A 15809-nucleotide genomic window follows, 5' to 3' on the forward strand; every position below is an offset into this window, starting at 1 on the left:
CCGCACTCCCCCGCCCCCACCCCCCCCCCGGCGCGGCGGGCGCCGCCGCCCGGGGGGGGCCCCCCCGCGCCCGCGTATGCACAGCGGGCAAGTTTGGCTGACCGTGTTGGCGTGCTGGAAACGCAGGTCAACAACAGCCAGGCCAATACCGACATGCTCAATCAGCTGCAGCAGCTGCGTACTGAAATGCAGGCGTTGCAGGGCACGATCGAGCAGCTTCAGCACGAGAACGAACAGCTGAAGCAGCGCAATCGCGATCAGTATCTGGACCTGGACGGTCGCCTCAATCGCCTTGAAGGCGGTGCTGGCGCTCCGGCAGCTCCTGCCACTGGCGCGGTGACGCCTGCCGCTGCGGCCGCAAAGCCGACAGCGGCTGCTGCCGAACGTCCGCCGACGGTACGTGGCGATGCCGGTACGCTGGCTTCGGCCGGTGATGAGCGCGCTGCCTACAACGTCGCGTTCGATGCGTTGAAGGCCGGCAACTATGCCGACTCCGCGCAGTTGTTCCAGAGCTTCCTTGAGTTGTACCCGAATGCTGCCTACACACCCAATGCCTTGTATTGGCTGGGTGAGAGCTTCTATGCAACCCGTAATTTCAAGATGGCTGAGGCACAGTTCAGCGATCTGGTTGCCCGTTATCCGACCCATGACAAGGCTGCCGGCGGTCTGCTGAAGCTTGGCCTGTCGCAGTTCGGTGAAGGCAACAATGCCCAGGCGCAACAAACCCTGGAAGAGGTTGTTTCCCGTTTTCCCGGCAGTGATGCGGCCCGTACTGCCCAGGACCGACTGCAGTCGATCCGGCTCGGCCAGCAGCTGCGTTGATGTGGTGCCGCACCGACGGTGCGGCCAATGAATATGAACTCTCCGAACGCCGCTGTTCCCAGCGAGATCGTGCAGTCGCCGTTGCCGCGACTGAAGATCACTGAAATCTTCCTGTCCCTGCAAGGCGAAGCCGATACCGCTGGCTGGCCGACCGTGTTCGTGCGCCTGACCGGCTGCCCGCTGCGCTGCCAGTATTGCGATACCGCCTATGCGTTCCATGGCGGCGACTGGTGGGACATCGACGATATCGTCGCCGAAGTGTTGAAACAGGGCGTGCGCCACGTCTGCGTGACCGGCGGTGAGCCGTTGGCGCAGAAGCGCTGCCTGATCCTGCTGCACAAGCTCTGCGAAGCCGGCCTGGATGTGTCGCTGGAGACCTCCGGCGCACTGGACATCGCCGATGTGGATCCGCGCGTATCACGCGTGGTCGACCTGAAGACGCCGGATTCGGCGGAAATGGCGCGCAACCGGCTGGAGAACATTCCGCTGCTGACCGCCCGTGACCAGCTCAAGTTCGTCATCTGCAGCCGTGGTGACTACGAGTGGGCCAGGTCCATGCTCAGCGAGCACCGTTTGCCGGAGCGCTGCATGGTGTTGTTCTCACCGAGCAAGTCGCAGGTCAGCCCGCGCGAGCTGGCCGACTGGATCGTCGCCGATCGCCTGCCGGTACGCTTCCAGATGCAGCTGCACAAATTGCTGTGGGACGACGCACCGGGTTACTGAGCCGGCGTCGCCCCCTCCAATCGTTACCCCGGCGCGGGACAGCGTGCTGGCTTTCCTCTCCCAACCGGATCATCACCATGAAAAAGAAAGCAGTCGTGCTTCTTTCCGGCGGCATGGACTCAGCCGCCGTCGTCGCCATCGCCCAGGAACAGGGTTTCGAAGTGCATGCCATGAGCGTGCGCTACGGCCAGCGCCACACCTCCGAACTGGAAGCCGCCGCACGCGTAGCCGCCGCCTTGGGCGTGGCCGGGCACAAAGTGGTCGCGGTCGACCTGCGCAGCATCGGCGGCTCGGCGCTGACCGACGACATCAACGTGCCCGAGGCCGGTGCCGGTGACACTATTCCCGTCACCTATGTGCCCGCCCGCAATACCATCATGCTGTCACTGGCGCTGGGCTGGGCCGAAGTGCTGGGTGCCAACGACATCTTCTGTGGTGTCAACGCGGTTGACTACTCCGGCTACCCGGACTGCCGTCCTGAGTTCATCGCCGCCTTCCAGGCGCTGGCCAACCTGGCCACCAAGGCGGGCGTGGAAGGCGCGGGCATCCGAGTGCATGCGCCATTGCAGTACCTGAGCAAGGCACAGATCGCACTGGAAGGGCAGCGCCTGGGCGTGGATTTCGGCCTGACCGTGTCCTGTTACCAGGCCGACATGGACGGCAAGGCCTGCGGCCACTGCGACGCCTGCCAGCTGCGCGCCGATGGCTTCACTGCCGCCGGCATGGCGGATCCAACCCATTACGCATGATGTTGTTTTTGCGTTTATTGCGTTAGAATACGCGCCCCGGCTACGGCCGGGTCTTTGTTTGGGCCGTTAGCTCAGTCGGTAGAGCAGAAGACTTTTAATCTTTTGGTCGAAGGTTCGAATCCTTCACGGCCCACCAGCATTACCAAGGCTTCGGAGCGATCCGGAGCCTTTTTTGTTTTCCCGCAGGAAGGTGACCGTTCCGCAAGTTGCCTGCACTGGCAGCTCGAGCGTAGCCCGGTAGGCGCAGCGCACCCGGGAGATGGCAATCCTGTGATCTTGACGGTTGTCGCTGAGAAGCCGCGGGAGCGCTGCGCTTGCCCGGGCTCCGGTCAGGTCGGCACGGCCGCGGCTTTCGCCACGGCCTTTGTGCGTTATTTCAGCAAGGCCTGCTGGACATCGACGATGCGCACATCGTGCATCTGCTCGAGATAGGCATCCAGATACGCCTTGTGCGAGGCGCCAACCAGAACCAGGGTGCGCATGCCCGGGGTCGGCCCCATCAGGTCGCGGATGTTGGCGGCCATGCGCAGGTTGCGGGTTTCCCAGGACGTGACATACATCCGCCCGTAACCCTGCGGGGAGGGTTCTTCCAGCGCTGCTCCGTAGTCGCTTTCGAACGCGGCCGGGGCGACGTCCGGGCCGTTGTCACGCCGATACATCGCCAGTGCGTTCTCGGGTGTGTCGAGTTGGGTCTCCAGGTCGCCGTGCAGCGCTGCCCGCTGCTTGCTGGCAGGGTTGTCCCACGCCTTGCGGACAGCCTTCACGTAGGCCTTTGGGTCCGGGCCATAGCGGTCGGCACTGTGGTCGTCCATCGGCCAGAGCCGTTGGTGGCCCAGTCGCACCGCCAGCTGTGCAGCGATCAGCGTGTTCTCGTTGCGACTGCTGCGCAGTGCTTCCAGCGCCTCCACCAGCTCCTGGTTCAAAACGCCCTCCGCGCGCCGCTCTGGCGCGGGCAGGTGCAGCCATTGGACAAGGGCGGAATCGTGCTCTCCGGCAGCGAGGAACTTGGCTGCCAGTTCGCGACGCTGGGCAGCGCTTGGTTGCGCCGGCCAATTCACCAGCATTTCCTCGGCGGCCGCAGTCGCTGCTGCCACATCCAATCCGGTCGCCTTTGCCGCCGCTGACACGTCAGGGCAGTAGTCGCTCACCGTCAATGCGTAGCGGGCAGGGTAGCGGCGCAACATGTCGCATTGCTGTCCCGAGACTGTCTCGACGGCGATTGCCTGCGGTTGCCACGCAGCAAGGCGGTCAATCAGCGGGACGAGCGTCGATCGATCAAAGGTTTCCGGCAAACGTGCCAGATGCGCCGTGGCTAGCACTGCGACTTCGTTCTGAGCCCCGAGTCGAGGGCCCTTGTGCGCGCCGGGAGCAAAGGACTCGGTTTGCCCGGCTTCAGCCTGGGCTCCTGCCGCCAACAGTGCGCAGATCAATATGCCTCGTCCCCACATGCCTTGCATCACGCCCTGTTGCATAGAATCTGCCGATTGAGCGCTTGGTGGGCGCGAAGTGGCGCAGCGTCCTTCTCCGGCCAGACTTTGTCAACGGTCAGGCAGGCCTCTGCTTCAGCGTTGTCGGGGCGGATCAACGAAGAAAACCAGCGAACGTCCCGGTGGTCCGTGCGGTTTGTGACGGTGTTCGCCATTTGTGGACTGGTGTGGCAGAAGCAGCTTCGGCAGATCGCTCAGTGCTGCAGCAGGAAAGAGCAGCATCAGCTGCTGTGGTTGGAAGTCGCGATGTCTGGTTCTAATATGCGGGATGCACCGTCGGTTGCCCTGGTGGGCGTCCATGCACTGGGGACAGGGTTGAGCAAGCAGATCACGCAGTTACTGCACCGATGGCAACAAGGCGACATGGATGCGCGCGAGCATCTGTTCGAAGCCTTGTACTCGGATTTGATGCTGATTGCCCGCAACCGCTTGTCGCAACAGACCAGTGGTACCTTGCAGCCGGCGGCGTTGGTCAACGAATCGTTGATGCGCCTGCTGGGCACCGATGCGGATTACAAGGACCGCGCCCACTTCATCGCCATCGCCGCGCTGAAGATGCGTTCGGTGCTGGTCGATCACCTGCGCGCGCGTGGGGCGGACAAGCGTGGTGGCAATGCCGAGCAGTTGACGCTGTCGTACGCGGACCAGGTGCAGGACGATTCGGCCGTCGGATACGACGTACTGGCCCTGCACCAGGCATTGAATCAACTGGCCGAACTCGAGCCGCGTGCAGCGAGCACCATTGAACTGACCTACTTCGGCGGCATGAGCCGCGATGAGATCGCGCTGGTGCTGGATGTATCCGCACCAACGGTTGACCGCGACCTGCGCTTCGCGCGGGCCTGGTTGAACCGGCAGCTGCGCTGAGCAGTGATGGCAGTGATGCGGTGATGGCGACGGAGCGTTGGCGGCAGGTTCGTGAGTTGTTCGATGCCATCTGCGAGCTACCGCGCGAGCAATGGCAGCAGGCACTCGACACGGGCAGTGACGACCCCGCGGTGCGCGAGGAAGTGTTGCAGCTGCTGCGCTCACAGACCGTGGGCCTGAGCCGGGTCAGCAATCGTCTGGATACCGCGCTGGCGCGTGCCCTAGCGCCGGAACTGGGCGTGGGTGAGCGGCTCGGGCCATGGCGGCTGACCGAGCGCATCGCACATGGCGGCATGGGTACCGTGTTCAAGGCCGAGCGCGCCGACGGTCTCTACCAGCGCATGGTTGCCATCAAGCTGTTGCATGGCATGCCCGGTGCCACCGAGGTGGAGCTGCTTGGCGCCGAGCGGCAGGTGTTGGCCGGCCTGCAGCTGTCCAATGTCGCGCGTCTTTACGATGGCGGCACCACGCCGGATGGGTATCCCTATCTGGTGATGGAATACATCGACGGGGTGCCGCTGGATTGCTGGTGTGCCGAGCAGGGCCTGGGCCTGCAGCAACGGCTTGCGCTGTTCCTGGAAATCTGCAGCATCGTGCAGTCGGCACATGAGCAGCTGGTGCTGCATTGCGATCTCAAGCCGCCCAACGTGCTCGTGCAGGCCAATGGCCAGCCTGTGTTGTTGGATTTCGGCTTGGCGCGCCTGCTCAACGAGGCGCGCGACAAACGCGATTCGGGTTACTGCACGCCGGGTTATGCAAGCCCGGAGTTGATCGCCGGGCATTCCGTCGGTGCCGCCAGCGATGTCTACAGTCTTGGTGTGATGTTGCTGGAGCTGCTGTCGACACAACCGTCGATGCGCGAGGCGCAGAACACGGGTGAGGCATTGATTGCGCCCAGTGCCAATACACCCGCTGATCTGCCTTGGCGGCGGCGCCTGCGTGGCGACCTGGATGCCATCGTCGCACGCGCATGCGCCAGCGACATCTCCCTGCGCTACCGCTCGGTTGAGGCCTTGATGGCCGATCTGCGCCGCTATCTGGAGATGCAGCCGGTACTGGCACGCAACGGTGGCCGCCTGTATCACCTTGGGAAAGCGCTGCGCCGGAACTGGCAAGGCACGGCAATAGGTATGGGTGCAACCGCGCTGCTGGCGGTGTTCGTATTTGGTTTGTGGGAGACCCGGCGGCAGGCGCAGGAAGAGGCGGTTGTGGCGCAGCAGATCAGCAACTTCATGGTTGGCATGTTCGAAACCGCTGATCCGTTTCTACGCACCGAGCGCGGTGCCGAGGAGTTGAGTTCGCGCCAGTTGCTGGACAAGGCCACGCTGCAGGTCGCGCGTGATCTGGCCGATGCCCCGGCACAGTTGGCACGGATGCGTGCAGTGCTCGGTGTTGCCTACCAGAACGCTGGTGCTTCGCATCAGGCCGACACACTGCTGCAACAGGCTTACGCCGGCTTCATGGATCCGCGCGTCGCGCGGCCATTGGATGCCGCGAATGTGCTGGCGGATCTGTCGGTGCAGAAGACGCTCGACGGTGATGGTGAGCAGGGTCGACAGTTGGCGGAGCAGGGGCTGCAACTGATTGGCAGCAAGGCGCCAGCCGTGGTGCAGGCACGCCTTTACAGTGCAAAGGGTCTTGCCTTGGTGAATCAGCAGCATTTTGATCTGGGCGAGGCGGCCTTCAACAGCGCGGCGGCGCTGTATCAGAATGCGAGGGACGTTGACGTCAGCGCCGAGAAAAGCGAGTTGTCGTACAACAAGGGCCTGATGTACCTGCGCTGGGGTCGGCAGGCATCGGCTGAGCAGGAGTTCCGGCAGATGCTGGACAACCTGCATGGTCGCCGGACCAGCCTGGCGTTGGCTGCCGAGACGCGGTTGGCGCAGATACTCCGCGAACAGGGCAAATACGAACAGGCGTTGCCGCTGCTGCAAACGGGTATGCAATATGCGCTGGAGCTGTATGGTGCGGAGAGCAGCTTTGTCCGCATGCAGTACGACGGCCTGGCTGACCTGTACCGGGATTCCGGTGATTACGCAGCTGCTGAGCAGCATTACCAGAAACGGAATGCCTTGAGCGCACGTCTGGATGGAGAGGATTCGGTCGAGTATTCGATGGGTCTGTTCAATTACGGTTCGTTGAAAGTGCTGCGCGGCGAACTGGCAGCGGGCGAAGCGCTGTATCGGCAGTCCTGGATGATCCGCAAACAGAAGCTGGGCGAGGATTCTCCCACCAGCCTGCGTGCCGAAAGCGAACTGGCGCGGCTGCTGATGCGTGATGGGCGGATGGAGGAGGCCGGCGTGATGCTGATGCACGCTGACAACGGGTTGAGCAAGAGCCTGCCGGCCGATGCCCCTGGTCGCGTGCAGGCCCACTTGAACCGGATCGATTGGCATGTGCGCAGTGGACAGTTGGCGCAGGCGCGACAATTGCTCGAGCGAATGGATGCACCCGTGGCGGATGAGCTGCAGCTGCGGCTGCTGGGAATCCGCGCTGACCTGGCGGTTCGGCAGGGCGAGGGTGAGCTGGCGCTCACGTTGCGCAAGGCTGCGCTGGAACTCGCCAGCAGCAGGCAGGGCAAAGGCAGTGCCGCCGTTGTCGAGGCGAGCCTGGCGCTGGCCGAGTCGTTGCTGCAATTGGGGCATGCGCGTTTGGCCAAGGAAGAGCTGCAGCGTGTGCTGCTGCTTATAGGGCGGTTGCAGGTGGCTGGCTCGCCGGATCGGCGCAAACTGGACGGGCTGCTACTGCTGGCCGAGCAGAATCTGAGCCAGCGTTAGCCGCCCCTGGCAGGGCTGGGCAGCTCGTCGCTGCGCGTCAGCCCTGCTCGCGCACGATCTCGACCAGGCGCTGGCCGTAACGGGCCAGCTTGCTGCCGCCAATGCCGCCAACCTTGCCGAGTGCGTCGACGCTGGTCGGGCGCTGCTCGGCGATGTTGCGCAGGGTGCTGTCGTGGAAGATCACGAATGCCGGCACGTTCTGCTCGCGCGCCAGTTCCGCGCGCAGCCCACGCAAGGCCTGGAACAGTGACAGATCGCCGGCTTGCACCGGCAGACCGGTGCGCGGGCCGCCGCGCTCGCGCTCGCGGGTTGGTGCCGCGTCGCGGCGCATCATCATCTGCCGGCGTCCGGTCAGCACATCGCGGCTGGCATCGGTCAGGCGCAGGCCGCCGTGGCTTTCCGGGTCCACTTCCAACAGGCTGGCGGCAACCAGCTGGCGGAACACGCCGCGCCAGGCGCGCGCATCCAGATCATTGCCGATGGCGTAGGTGCTGAGCTTGTCGTGGCCGAGCTGGCGGATGCGTTCGTTGTCGCTGCCGCGCAGGATGTCGATCAGGTGGCCGACGCCAAAACGCTGGCCGCTGCGGTACACGCAGCTCAGCGCCTTCTGCGCCGGAATGGTGGCATCCCAGGCGGCGGGCGGGGTAAGGCAGTTGTCGCAGTTGCCGCAGGGCTTGGGATAGGTTTCGCCGAAGCCGGCCAGCAGCACCTGGCGGCGGCACTGCATCGATTCGCAGTATCCGAGCAGATGGTCGAGCTTGGCACGCTCCAGCTGCTTGCGTTCCTCGCCGGCCTCGGACTGCTCGATCATCTGCTTGAGCAGCACCACGTCGCCCAGGCCGTAGCACAGCCAGGCTTCGGCGGCTTCGCCATCGCGGCCGGCACGGCCGGTTTCCTGGTAATAACCTTCCATCGATTTGGGCAGGTCGGTGTGCGCGACAAAACGCACGTCCGGCTTGTCGATGCCCATGCCGAAGGCGATGGTGGCGCACATCACGATGCCGTCCTCACGCAGGAAGCGGCGCTGGTTGGCGGCGCGTACCTCCGGCGGCATGCCAGCGTGATAGGGCAGCGCCTGCATGCCTTCGCCACACAGGAACTGCGCGGTCTCCTCGACCTTGCGCCGGGACATGCAATAGACGATGCCGGCCTCATCGCGGTGATTGCGCAGGAAGCCCAGCAGCTGGCGTTTGGCGTTGTCCTTCTGCACCACTGTGTAACGGATGTTGGGGCGGTCGAAGGAACTGACGAAATGCTGGGCGGTGGACAGGTCCAGGCGCTCGGCGATCTCGCGCTGGGTAGGCGGATCGGCGGTGGCGGTCAGGGCGATCCGCGGCACCTGCGGCCAGCGCTCATGCAGGATCGTCAGCTGCCGGTATTCGGGGCGGAAGTCGTGCCCCCATTGCGAGACGCAATGGGCCTCATCGATGGCGAACAGCGAGATGTGGGCGCGGCCCAGCAATGACAGGAAGCGCCCGGTCAGCAGGCGCTCCGGGGCGACGTAAAGCAGTTTCAGGTCACCAGCCAGCAGCTCGCGTTCGACCCGCGCGGCGGTTTCGGCGTCCAGCGTGGAATTGAGGAACTCGGCGCGCACGCCGACCTGGTGCAGCGCCTCCACCTGGTCCTGCATCAACGCGATCAGCGGCGAGATGACGATGCCGCAGCCTTCACGCAGCAGGGCCGGGATCTGGTAGCACAGGGATTTGCCGCCGCCGGTTGGCATCAAAACCAAGGCGTCGTTGCCGCTGGCAACGTGCTCGACGATGGCCTGCTGATCGCCGCGGAAACTGTCGTAACCGAAAACGCTGGAGAGCAGTTGTTGCGCGGGACTCTGGGGCATCGCGCTAGTTTACCCGTTGGCGGCCCGCGCTGAATGACCGATACAGCGTCAGGCAGGCAGCGACCTGCCTGTAGTGCCGAGCCATGCTCGGCAGGGGCCTTGCCGATAAACCCCCCGTAGTGCCGAGCCATGCTCGGCAGAGGCCTTGCCGATAGAGCTTCTGTAGTGCCGAGCCATGCTCGGCAGGGGTCTTGCCGATAGAGCTCCTGTAGTGCCGAGCCATGCTCGGCAGAGGCCTTGCCGATAGAGCCCCTGTAGTGCCGAGCCATGCTCGGCAGAGGCTTTGCCGATAAAACCCCTGCCGAGCATGGCTCGGCACTACCGAAAGCCGCTGCGATCCATCTTGAGCAACGCTCCCTTGAGTCAAGGGGGCGGGCCGAAGGCGGGGGGCTGGCCAGCAGATGAAGCAGGGTCCAAGCTTCCGTTCACGGAAGCTTGGAAAAACCGGAGGTGCGAAGCCCTACGGGTTTACTGAAGCAGCGACCGCAGCATCCACGCATACTTCTCATGAATCTGCAGGCGCTGGGTCAGCAGGTCCTCGCTGGGGGCGTCGTCGGCATCATCGGCCTGGTCCAGCACCTTGCGTGCGGTACGGCAGACGGCTTCATTGCCGACCACCAGCTGGCGGACCATCTCGCGCCAGTCGGCACTGTCATTCAGGCCTGGCTCTTCCGCAATCGAGGTCAACGCAGCGAACTCGCGGTAGGAACCCGGCGCGTTGAAACCCAGAGCGCGGATGCGCTCGGCGATCTCGTCCAGGGCGTTCCACTGCTCGGTGTACTGGTCCATGAACATGTTGTGCAGCGAGTTGAACATCGACCCGGTGACGTTCCAGTGGAAGTTGTGGGTCTTCAGGTACAGCGTGTAAGAATCGGCCAGGAAGTGCGACAGGCCGTCGGCGACCTTCTTGCGATCTGCGTCCTTGATCCCAATATTGACCGCGGGGGCCGAGGGCGCCGCGGCGGCCAGCTTCTTCTTGCCGATCTCGGTGCTGGTGGCAGCTGCTGCGACGGCCTGCTTCTTCTTTCCGGCTTCTGGTTTGCTGCTGTTCTTGGCCTTGGCCATGACGCTTTTCTCCTTGGCGGGTTGAATGGCTACACAATAGCGCTCCACGCACCATACCTGCATTTCAAGTTTTCACGTTGAACGATTGATGAGCACTATCGAGAAAGACCTGTCCGCGCGCCTGCGCGCTGCCCGCCCCGCGATTGACGGAGGCATGAGCCGTGACCGTGGGCGGCTGTTGGGGCTGCTGTCGCGCTGGCAGGGCAAGCCCGCGGACGCGGCGGCCGAGCAGGCCTTCCAGCAGCAGCTGCAGCGCTCGCACGCGCAGCGCCAGCAGCGCGCTGCGCGGCCGATCGCGGTCAGCATGGACGAAGCGCTGCCGATCGCACGTGAAGCCGAGCAGATCAGTAGCCTGATCCGGGCCCATCAGGTAGTGGTCATCGCTGGCGAGACCGGCTCCGGCAAGACCACCCAGCTGCCCAAACTGTGCCTGGCGGCCGGTCGCGGCGAGGCTGGGATGATTGGCTGCACCCAGCCACGGCGCATTGCCGCCCGCGCGGTGGCTGCTCGCGTGGCCGAGGAACTGCAGACCGAACTGGGCACAGTGGTCGGTTACCAGGTGCGCTTCACCGACAAGGTCGGTGAAGACAGCCGCATCAAGTTCATGACCGACGGCATCCTGCTTGCTGAAATCGCCTCGGACCGCTGGTTGTCGCGCTACGACACCTTGATCATCGACGAGGCGCACGAACGCAGCCTCAACATCGACTTCCTGCTGGGTTACCTGAAGCAGCTGCTGCGCAAGCGCCCGGACCTGAAGTTGATCGTGACCTCGGCCACCATCGATACCGAGCGTTTCTCGCGCCACTTCGACAATGCGCCGGTGGTCAATGTCGAAGGCCGCACCTACCCGGTGGAGGTGCGTTACCGGCCGCTGGAGGACATGGGGCAGAGCGCCGACAGCGCTGCGGCGCCGGCGCGCGGCAAACGCAGCGAGGCGGACAGCGATCCGGCGATGGATCCGGTCGCGGCCATTGTGGCTGCCGTCGATGAAATCACCCGCAGCGATGCGCGCGGCGACGTATTGATCTTCCTGCCGGGTGAGCGCGAGATCCGCGATACCCACCAGGCTTTGGAACGTCGCAAATACCGCGAAACCGAAGTGCTGCCGTTGTACGCGCGGCTGTCGGCCAAGGACCAGGACCGGGTATTCAATCCCGGCCCGAAGCGACGCGTGGTACTGACCACCAACGTCGCCGAAACCTCGCTGACCGTGCCGCGCATCCGCTACGTGGTTGATCCGGGTTTTGCCCGCGTCAAACGCTATAGCCCACGGCAGAAGCTCGATCGCCTGCATATCGAAGCGGTATCGCAGGCCAGCGCCAACCAGCGCAAGGGTCGCTGCGGTCGTATCTCCGAGGGCGTGTGTTACCGGCTGTACTCGGAGGCTGATTTCCTGAGCCGATCCGAGTTCACCGATCCGGAAATCCGTCGTTCTTCGTTGTCCGGCGTGATCCTGCGCATGCTGCAGCTGGGCTTGGGCAAGATCGACGAATTCCCCTTCCTGGAAGCGCCGGACGAGCGTGCGGTGGCCGACGGTTGGCAACAGCTGGTAGAGCTTGGTGCGATCGACGAGGAGCGCAAGCTCACCGCTATCGGCCGGCAGATGGCGCGCTTGCCGGTGGACACGAAACTGGCGCGCATGCTGGTGGCCGCGCAGAAGGGCGGTTGCCTGCGTGAGATGCTGGTGATTGCCTCCTTCCTTGGTATCCAGGACCCGCGCGAGCGGCCACCGGAAGCACGTGAGGCGGCCGACAATGCACACGCCTTGTTTGCCGATGCACGCTCCGAATTCATCGGCATCCTGCGGCTGTGGAATGCCTACCGCGATGCCCACGAAGAGCTCACCCAGTCCAAACTGCGCGACTGGTGCGGACGCCATTTCCTCGGTTTCCTGCGCATGCGCGAATGGCGCGAGCTGCACCGCCAGCTGCGCCTGCTGTGCGAGGAGCTGGGCTGGGCGATGGGCGAGGACGAAGCCTTCGGCAAGGCGCTGTTGGCGGCGCCGCCGGCCATGCCGGCCGGTGGTGATGCCGAGGCCAAGCGCAAAGCCACGCGTGGCGAGCAGCACAAGGCTGCACGTCTGGCCCGCGAGGGAAAACCGGCTTTAAAACCGGGGTCAGAGTCGGGTTTCCCAACTATTCATTCCGCGGCGGACAAAGTTCGGGGGAAACCCGACTCTGACCCCGGTTTTAAAGTCGGTTTTAACTCCATCCCGGACAAGGTACGCATTGCGGCATACCAGACCCTTCATCGCGCAGTTCTTGCAGGCCTGCCAACCCAGATTGGTCATCGCACCGACAAGGGCGACTTCCAGGCGCCGCGTCAGCGCCGTTTCCATCTGTTCCCGGGTTCGGCCCTGGCCAAGCGGCCGCCGCCGTGGGTGCTCAGTGCCACGCTGTTGGATACGGCGCGCGTCTGGGGCATGACCAATGCCTCGATCGAGCCGGATTGGGTGATTGCCGAGTTGCCGCATCTGCTGGCGCGCAAGCACTTCGATCCGCATTGGTCGCGTGCCCAGGGCCAGGTGCTGGCCTCCGAGCAGATCAGCCTGTTCGGGCTGGTGCTGGCGCCGAAAAAGCCGGTGCATTACGGCAGGATCAATCCCGGCGAGGCGCACGACATCTTCGTGCGGCAGGCGCTGGTGACTGGCGAGATCAATGCCCGCGCCGGTTTTGTCGCCGACAACATGAAGCTGTTGGAGCAGGCGCGCGAAGAGGAAGCCAAGCTGCGCCGCGCCGGTATCGTTGCCGACGAGGATTGGCAGGCGCGCTGGTATCTGGATCGGGTGCCATCGCATATCCATTCGGCCAATCTGCTCGATGGTTGGTACAAGGCCCTGCCACCGGAGCAGCGCCGCAGCCTGCACTGGTCGCTGACCGATCTGTTGCCGGGCGAGGGCAGTGAGCAGGATCGCTATCCAAAGTATTTCCCGTTGGGCGATGCAAGGTTGGCCATGCACTATCGCTTCGAGCCAGGCAGCGAGGAAGATGGCGTCACCCTCGACGTGCCGTTGCACCTGCTCAATGCACTGGATCCGGCGCGACTGTCATGGCTCGCCCCCGGCTTTGTCGCCGACAAGGCCTCGGCCCTGATCCGCAGCCTGCCCAAGGCCATGCGCCGCAACTATGTGCCTGCGCCGGACTTTGGCCGTGCGTTTGCGGAAGCCTGGGCGCAGCCGTCGGCTGACGACATCCGCGGCGAGCTGGCGCGCTTCCTGTCCAAGGCTACCGGTGCGATGGTCGCTGCGACGGACTTTGATATGGACGCATTGGACCCGCACCTGCGCATGAATCTGCGTTTGTTTGAAGCAGCATCCGGTAGCGCAACACGTGGCAAATCGGCTGGTGCTGGTGAGAAAGAAGGGATGAAGCTGCTCGCCATGTCACGTGACCTGGATGCACTGCGTGCCCGCTTCGGAGAGCGCGCCGGTAGTGCGTTTGCTGCACGTGCAGGCGCGGCCCTGGCAGCCGAGGGGCTGCGCGAATTTCCAGCCACCGCCATTCCCGAGCAGGTTCCGGGTGAAGCCGGGGTGCCGGCCTATCCGGCGCTGGTCGATACCGGCGAGGCCGCTGCGCTGCGCATCTTCGCCGACAAGAGTGAAGCTGCGCTTGCGCATCCGCAAGGCGTCCGCCGCCTGCTGGAGATCGCCTTGGCCGACAAGCTCAAGCAGGCACGCAAACAGCTGCCTGTGTCGCCCAAGACGGGCTTGCTGTATGCGTCCATCGAGTCGCAGGAGCGGCTGCGTGGCGATCTGGTCGATGCGGCGGTAAACGCGGTGCTGGCCGATGGCTTGGAAGCGATACGCACACCGGATGCCTTCCAGCAGCGCTGTGCCGACGCCGGCAAGCGCCTGTTCGGCGAAGCGATGGAGCGGCTCAAGCTGGCAGAAAGCATCCTCGGCTTGACCGGTGAGTTGAAGCCGCAGCTGGAGTCACCATTGATGGGCTGGGCGCGGGGCAACCTGGACGACATGCAGGCGCAGCTGGCCGGTCTGGTGCATGCGGGCTTCCTGCGCGAGACGCCGGCCGATGCGCTGGCGCAGTTCCCGCGTTACCTCAAGGCGATGATCCTGCGTGCCGAACGAGCCAAGCGCGATCCGCCGCGTGACCAGGCACGCATGCTGGAGCTCAAACCCTTCGTTGATGCCTTGCAGGAGGCACGTGTGCAGGGACTGGCGCAGCGACCGCAATGGGCGGCCTTGCGCTGGGACATCGAGGAGTTGCGGGTATCGCTGTTCGCCCAGGAGCTGGGCTTCCGTTCCGGTATCTCGGCCAAGAAGCTGGCGCAGCGGGTGGCAGCACTGCGCAGCTGAGCGCGGCTGCGTTCAGCGGGCGGTCGCGGCTCCCGGGCGGTGCTGCTGGACGCAGGCGCGACGGGCGGTGTTCATCTGTGTATGGGCGTTGGCATGTTCGCGGCTGATGGCCTGGCGAAAGGTCGCCATGCGTTCCCGCAAGGCCTTGCTGCGTTGTGCATCCTCGGCGGCAGCGAGCTGCTCGCCGAGCATGCTCATCTGCTGCTGCAGGGTGCCGACACGATCATTGGACGAGCCATAGATGGACGCGGTGGCTGTGCTGATGCAGCTGCGCTCGGCCTCGCGCGCCTCTGCCAGCTCCCTGCTGTCGACGGGCGTCGCCGCCGCCTGGCCTTCGTTGGTTGTAGGTTGCAGTGGCGCAGGAGTTGAAACCGGTGAATCACGCAGCTTCATCGGTTCGGCGCGGGCATCGCAGGGGTGCTCGGAATACATGGTTTCGCCGGACTTGCCTTTGCATTTGTACACCTGTGCCACGGCGCTGGTGGGCAGTAGCAGCAACAGCAGGGTCAGGACGGATACGCGCATGGCAAAGGCAGGCTCACAGTGGGAACGACCAGGAAACACCTGCCCAAGCGGATGCGGCCAGGGCAGGGTAGGGACAGTTACTTGGTACGGCGGACCTTGGCGCGGGTGTTGAGGCCATCGATCTGTAGATACCACACGTTCATCAGGCCGGGGGTGATACGCACCGCCGGGCTTTGCTTGCGCACGCCGCTGACGCGCGCTTCATCGGTCTGTTCCCAGATCTGGCCGTTGTCCAGGGTGTACTGACGGCCCTTGCCGAAGCCGCGGAACTCACCTTCGAGGTTTGCCTGGATGGGGTCCTTGGAGCCGAAATCAAAAAAACCGCGGTTCTTGACGATCACTTCCTGGCGGCCTTCTTCGCGTGCCTGTTCCACGGCAACACTGGCAGCCTCGGCGACCTTGCCCTGCAGCCAGTTGTTGAGCGTGACCAGCTCCTCGGGGCTGAGCTTGTTCAAGCCGGCGGCATTGAATTCCGCGGCGGACATCTGCTGTTGCAGATCCCCCTGCACCACGCGCTGGGCGTGTGCATCGATGAATGGGTACGACGACAGAGCGGTGGCGGCAAGCAGGACAGCAAGGCGGGGCAGCTTCATGAACATTGTTCCCAGAGAGGGTGGGCGCTAGTGTAGGGGCATCCGC

Annotated in this window: 11 protein-coding genes and 1 tRNA gene; 7 read left to right on the top strand and 5 right to left on the bottom strand. The window is 64.3% G+C overall.

Features of this window, described 5'->3' with window-relative positions; all coding sequences use genetic code 11:
- The first annotated feature begins 93 nt into the window (after positions 1-93).
- The 4 genes from ybgF to AC13FW_RS09755 all read left to right on the top strand — a co-directional run bounded on the left by ybgF (position 94) and on the right by AC13FW_RS09755 (position 2430).
- Positions 94-822, top strand: coding sequence for a tol-pal system protein YbgF (ybgF, locus tag AC13FW_RS09740; RefSeq protein ID WP_482988919.1), 729 nt, complete (start codon positions 94-96; stop codon positions 820-822).
- Positions 823-855: 33 nt separating this feature from the next.
- Positions 856-1545 carry a 7-carboxy-7-deazaguanine synthase QueE gene (gene queE, locus AC13FW_RS09745; protein WP_296253826.1) on the top strand — a complete coding sequence of 230 codons (690 nt, stop codon included), beginning with the start codon at positions 856-858 and terminating at the stop codon, positions 1543-1545.
- A 77-nt stretch (positions 1546-1622) separates the two neighbouring features.
- Entirely contained in the window at positions 1623-2294 is a 672-nt protein-coding gene (gene queC / locus AC13FW_RS09750) for a 7-cyano-7-deazaguanine synthase QueC (protein ID WP_296253817.1), read from the top strand.
- A gap of 60 nt (positions 2295-2354) precedes the next feature.
- Positions 2355-2430 (top strand) — tRNA-Lys (locus tag AC13FW_RS09755).
- Positions 2431-2665: 235 nt separating this feature from the next.
- Here the strand turns inward: AC13FW_RS09755 and AC13FW_RS09760 are convergent.
- Positions 2666-3478 (bottom strand): DUF5694 domain-containing protein, encoded by an 813-nt coding sequence (locus AC13FW_RS09760; protein ID WP_296253597.1) that lies wholly within the window; start codon positions 3476-3478, stop codon positions 2666-2668.
- Between the two features lie 549 nt (positions 3479-4027).
- Between AC13FW_RS09760 and AC13FW_RS09765 the strand changes: the two genes are divergently transcribed.
- Complete coding sequence (locus tag AC13FW_RS09765; RefSeq protein WP_296253595.1) at positions 4028-4648, top strand: ECF-type sigma factor; 621 nt, start codon at positions 4028-4030, stop codon at positions 4646-4648.
- Between the two features lie 23 nt (positions 4649-4671).
- The gene (locus AC13FW_RS09770; protein WP_296253593.1) at positions 4672-7425 is read left to right on the top strand and encodes a protein kinase domain-containing protein; all 2754 of its coding nucleotides are present in this window, start codon (positions 4672-4674) and stop codon (positions 7423-7425) included.
- 37 nt (positions 7426-7462) lie between these two features.
- On the opposite strand, the gene recQ is transcribed toward AC13FW_RS09770, so the two are convergent.
- Both recQ and AC13FW_RS09780 read right to left on the bottom strand, forming a co-directional pair.
- Entirely contained in the window at positions 7463-9265 is a 1803-nt protein-coding gene (gene recQ, locus AC13FW_RS09775; protein WP_482988920.1) for a DNA helicase RecQ, read from the bottom strand.
- Positions 9266-9733: 468 nt separating this feature from the next.
- Entirely contained in the window at positions 9734-10330 is a 597-nt protein-coding gene (locus tag AC13FW_RS09780) for a Dps family protein (RefSeq protein ID WP_282273315.1), read from the bottom strand.
- Between the two features lie 88 nt (positions 10331-10418).
- Here AC13FW_RS09780 and hrpA point away from each other — a divergent pair, with 88 nt between their 5' ends.
- Positions 10419-14645, top strand: coding sequence for an ATP-dependent RNA helicase HrpA (gene hrpA / locus AC13FW_RS09785; RefSeq protein ID WP_482988921.1), 4227 nt, complete (start codon positions 10419-10421; stop codon positions 14643-14645).
- 12 nt (positions 14646-14657) lie between these two features.
- Here the strand turns inward: hrpA and AC13FW_RS09790 are convergent, their stop codons facing one another.
- The gene (locus tag AC13FW_RS09790; protein WP_482988922.1) at positions 14658-15170 is read right to left on the bottom strand and encodes a DUF4124 domain-containing protein; all 513 of its coding nucleotides are present in this window, start codon (positions 15168-15170) and stop codon (positions 14658-14660) included.
- A gap of 77 nt (positions 15171-15247) precedes the next feature.
- Complete coding sequence (locus AC13FW_RS09795) at positions 15248-15763, bottom strand: hypothetical protein (protein ID WP_296251173.1); 516 nt, start codon at positions 15761-15763, stop codon at positions 15248-15250.
- Between the last annotated feature and the right edge of the window lie 46 nt (positions 15764-15809).

This window comes from Stenotrophomonas sp. 21LCFQ19 (assembly GCF_056861425.1).

Bases quoted from the DNA above. Each gene is read 5' to 3' on its own strand.
- queE (WP_296253826.1), top strand. From the start codon at position 856: ATGAACTCTCCGAACGCCGCTGTTCCCAGCGAGATCGTGCAGTCGCCG.
- queC (WP_296253817.1), top strand. From the start codon at position 1,623: ATGAAAAAGAAAGCAGTCGTGCTTCTTTCCGGCGGCATGGACTCAGCC.
- AC13FW_RS09760 (WP_296253597.1), bottom strand. From the start codon at position 3,478: ATGTTGCGCCGCTACCCTGCCCGCTACGCATTGACGGTGAGCGACTAC.
- AC13FW_RS09765 (WP_296253595.1), top strand. From the start codon at position 4,028: ATGTCTGGTTCTAATATGCGGGATGCACCGTCGGTTGCCCTGGTGGGC.
- AC13FW_RS09770 (WP_296253593.1), top strand. From the start codon at position 4,672: ATGGCGACGGAGCGTTGGCGGCAGGTTCGTGAGTTGTTCGATGCCATC.
- recQ (WP_482988920.1), bottom strand. From the start codon at position 9,265: ATGCCCCAGAGTCCCGCGCAACAACTGCTCTCCAGCGTTTTCGGTTAC.
- AC13FW_RS09780 (WP_282273315.1), bottom strand. From the start codon at position 10,330: ATGGCCAAGGCCAAGAACAGCAGCAAACCAGAAGCCGGAAAGAAGAAG.
- hrpA (WP_482988921.1), top strand. From the start codon at position 10,419: ATGAGCACTATCGAGAAAGACCTGTCCGCGCGCCTGCGCGCTGCCCGC.
- AC13FW_RS09790 (WP_482988922.1), bottom strand. From the start codon at position 15,170: ATGCGCGTATCCGTCCTGACCCTGCTGTTGCTGCTACTGCCCACCAGC.
- AC13FW_RS09795 (WP_296251173.1), bottom strand. From the start codon at position 15,763: ATGAAGCTGCCCCGCCTTGCTGTCCTGCTTGCCGCCACCGCTCTGTCG.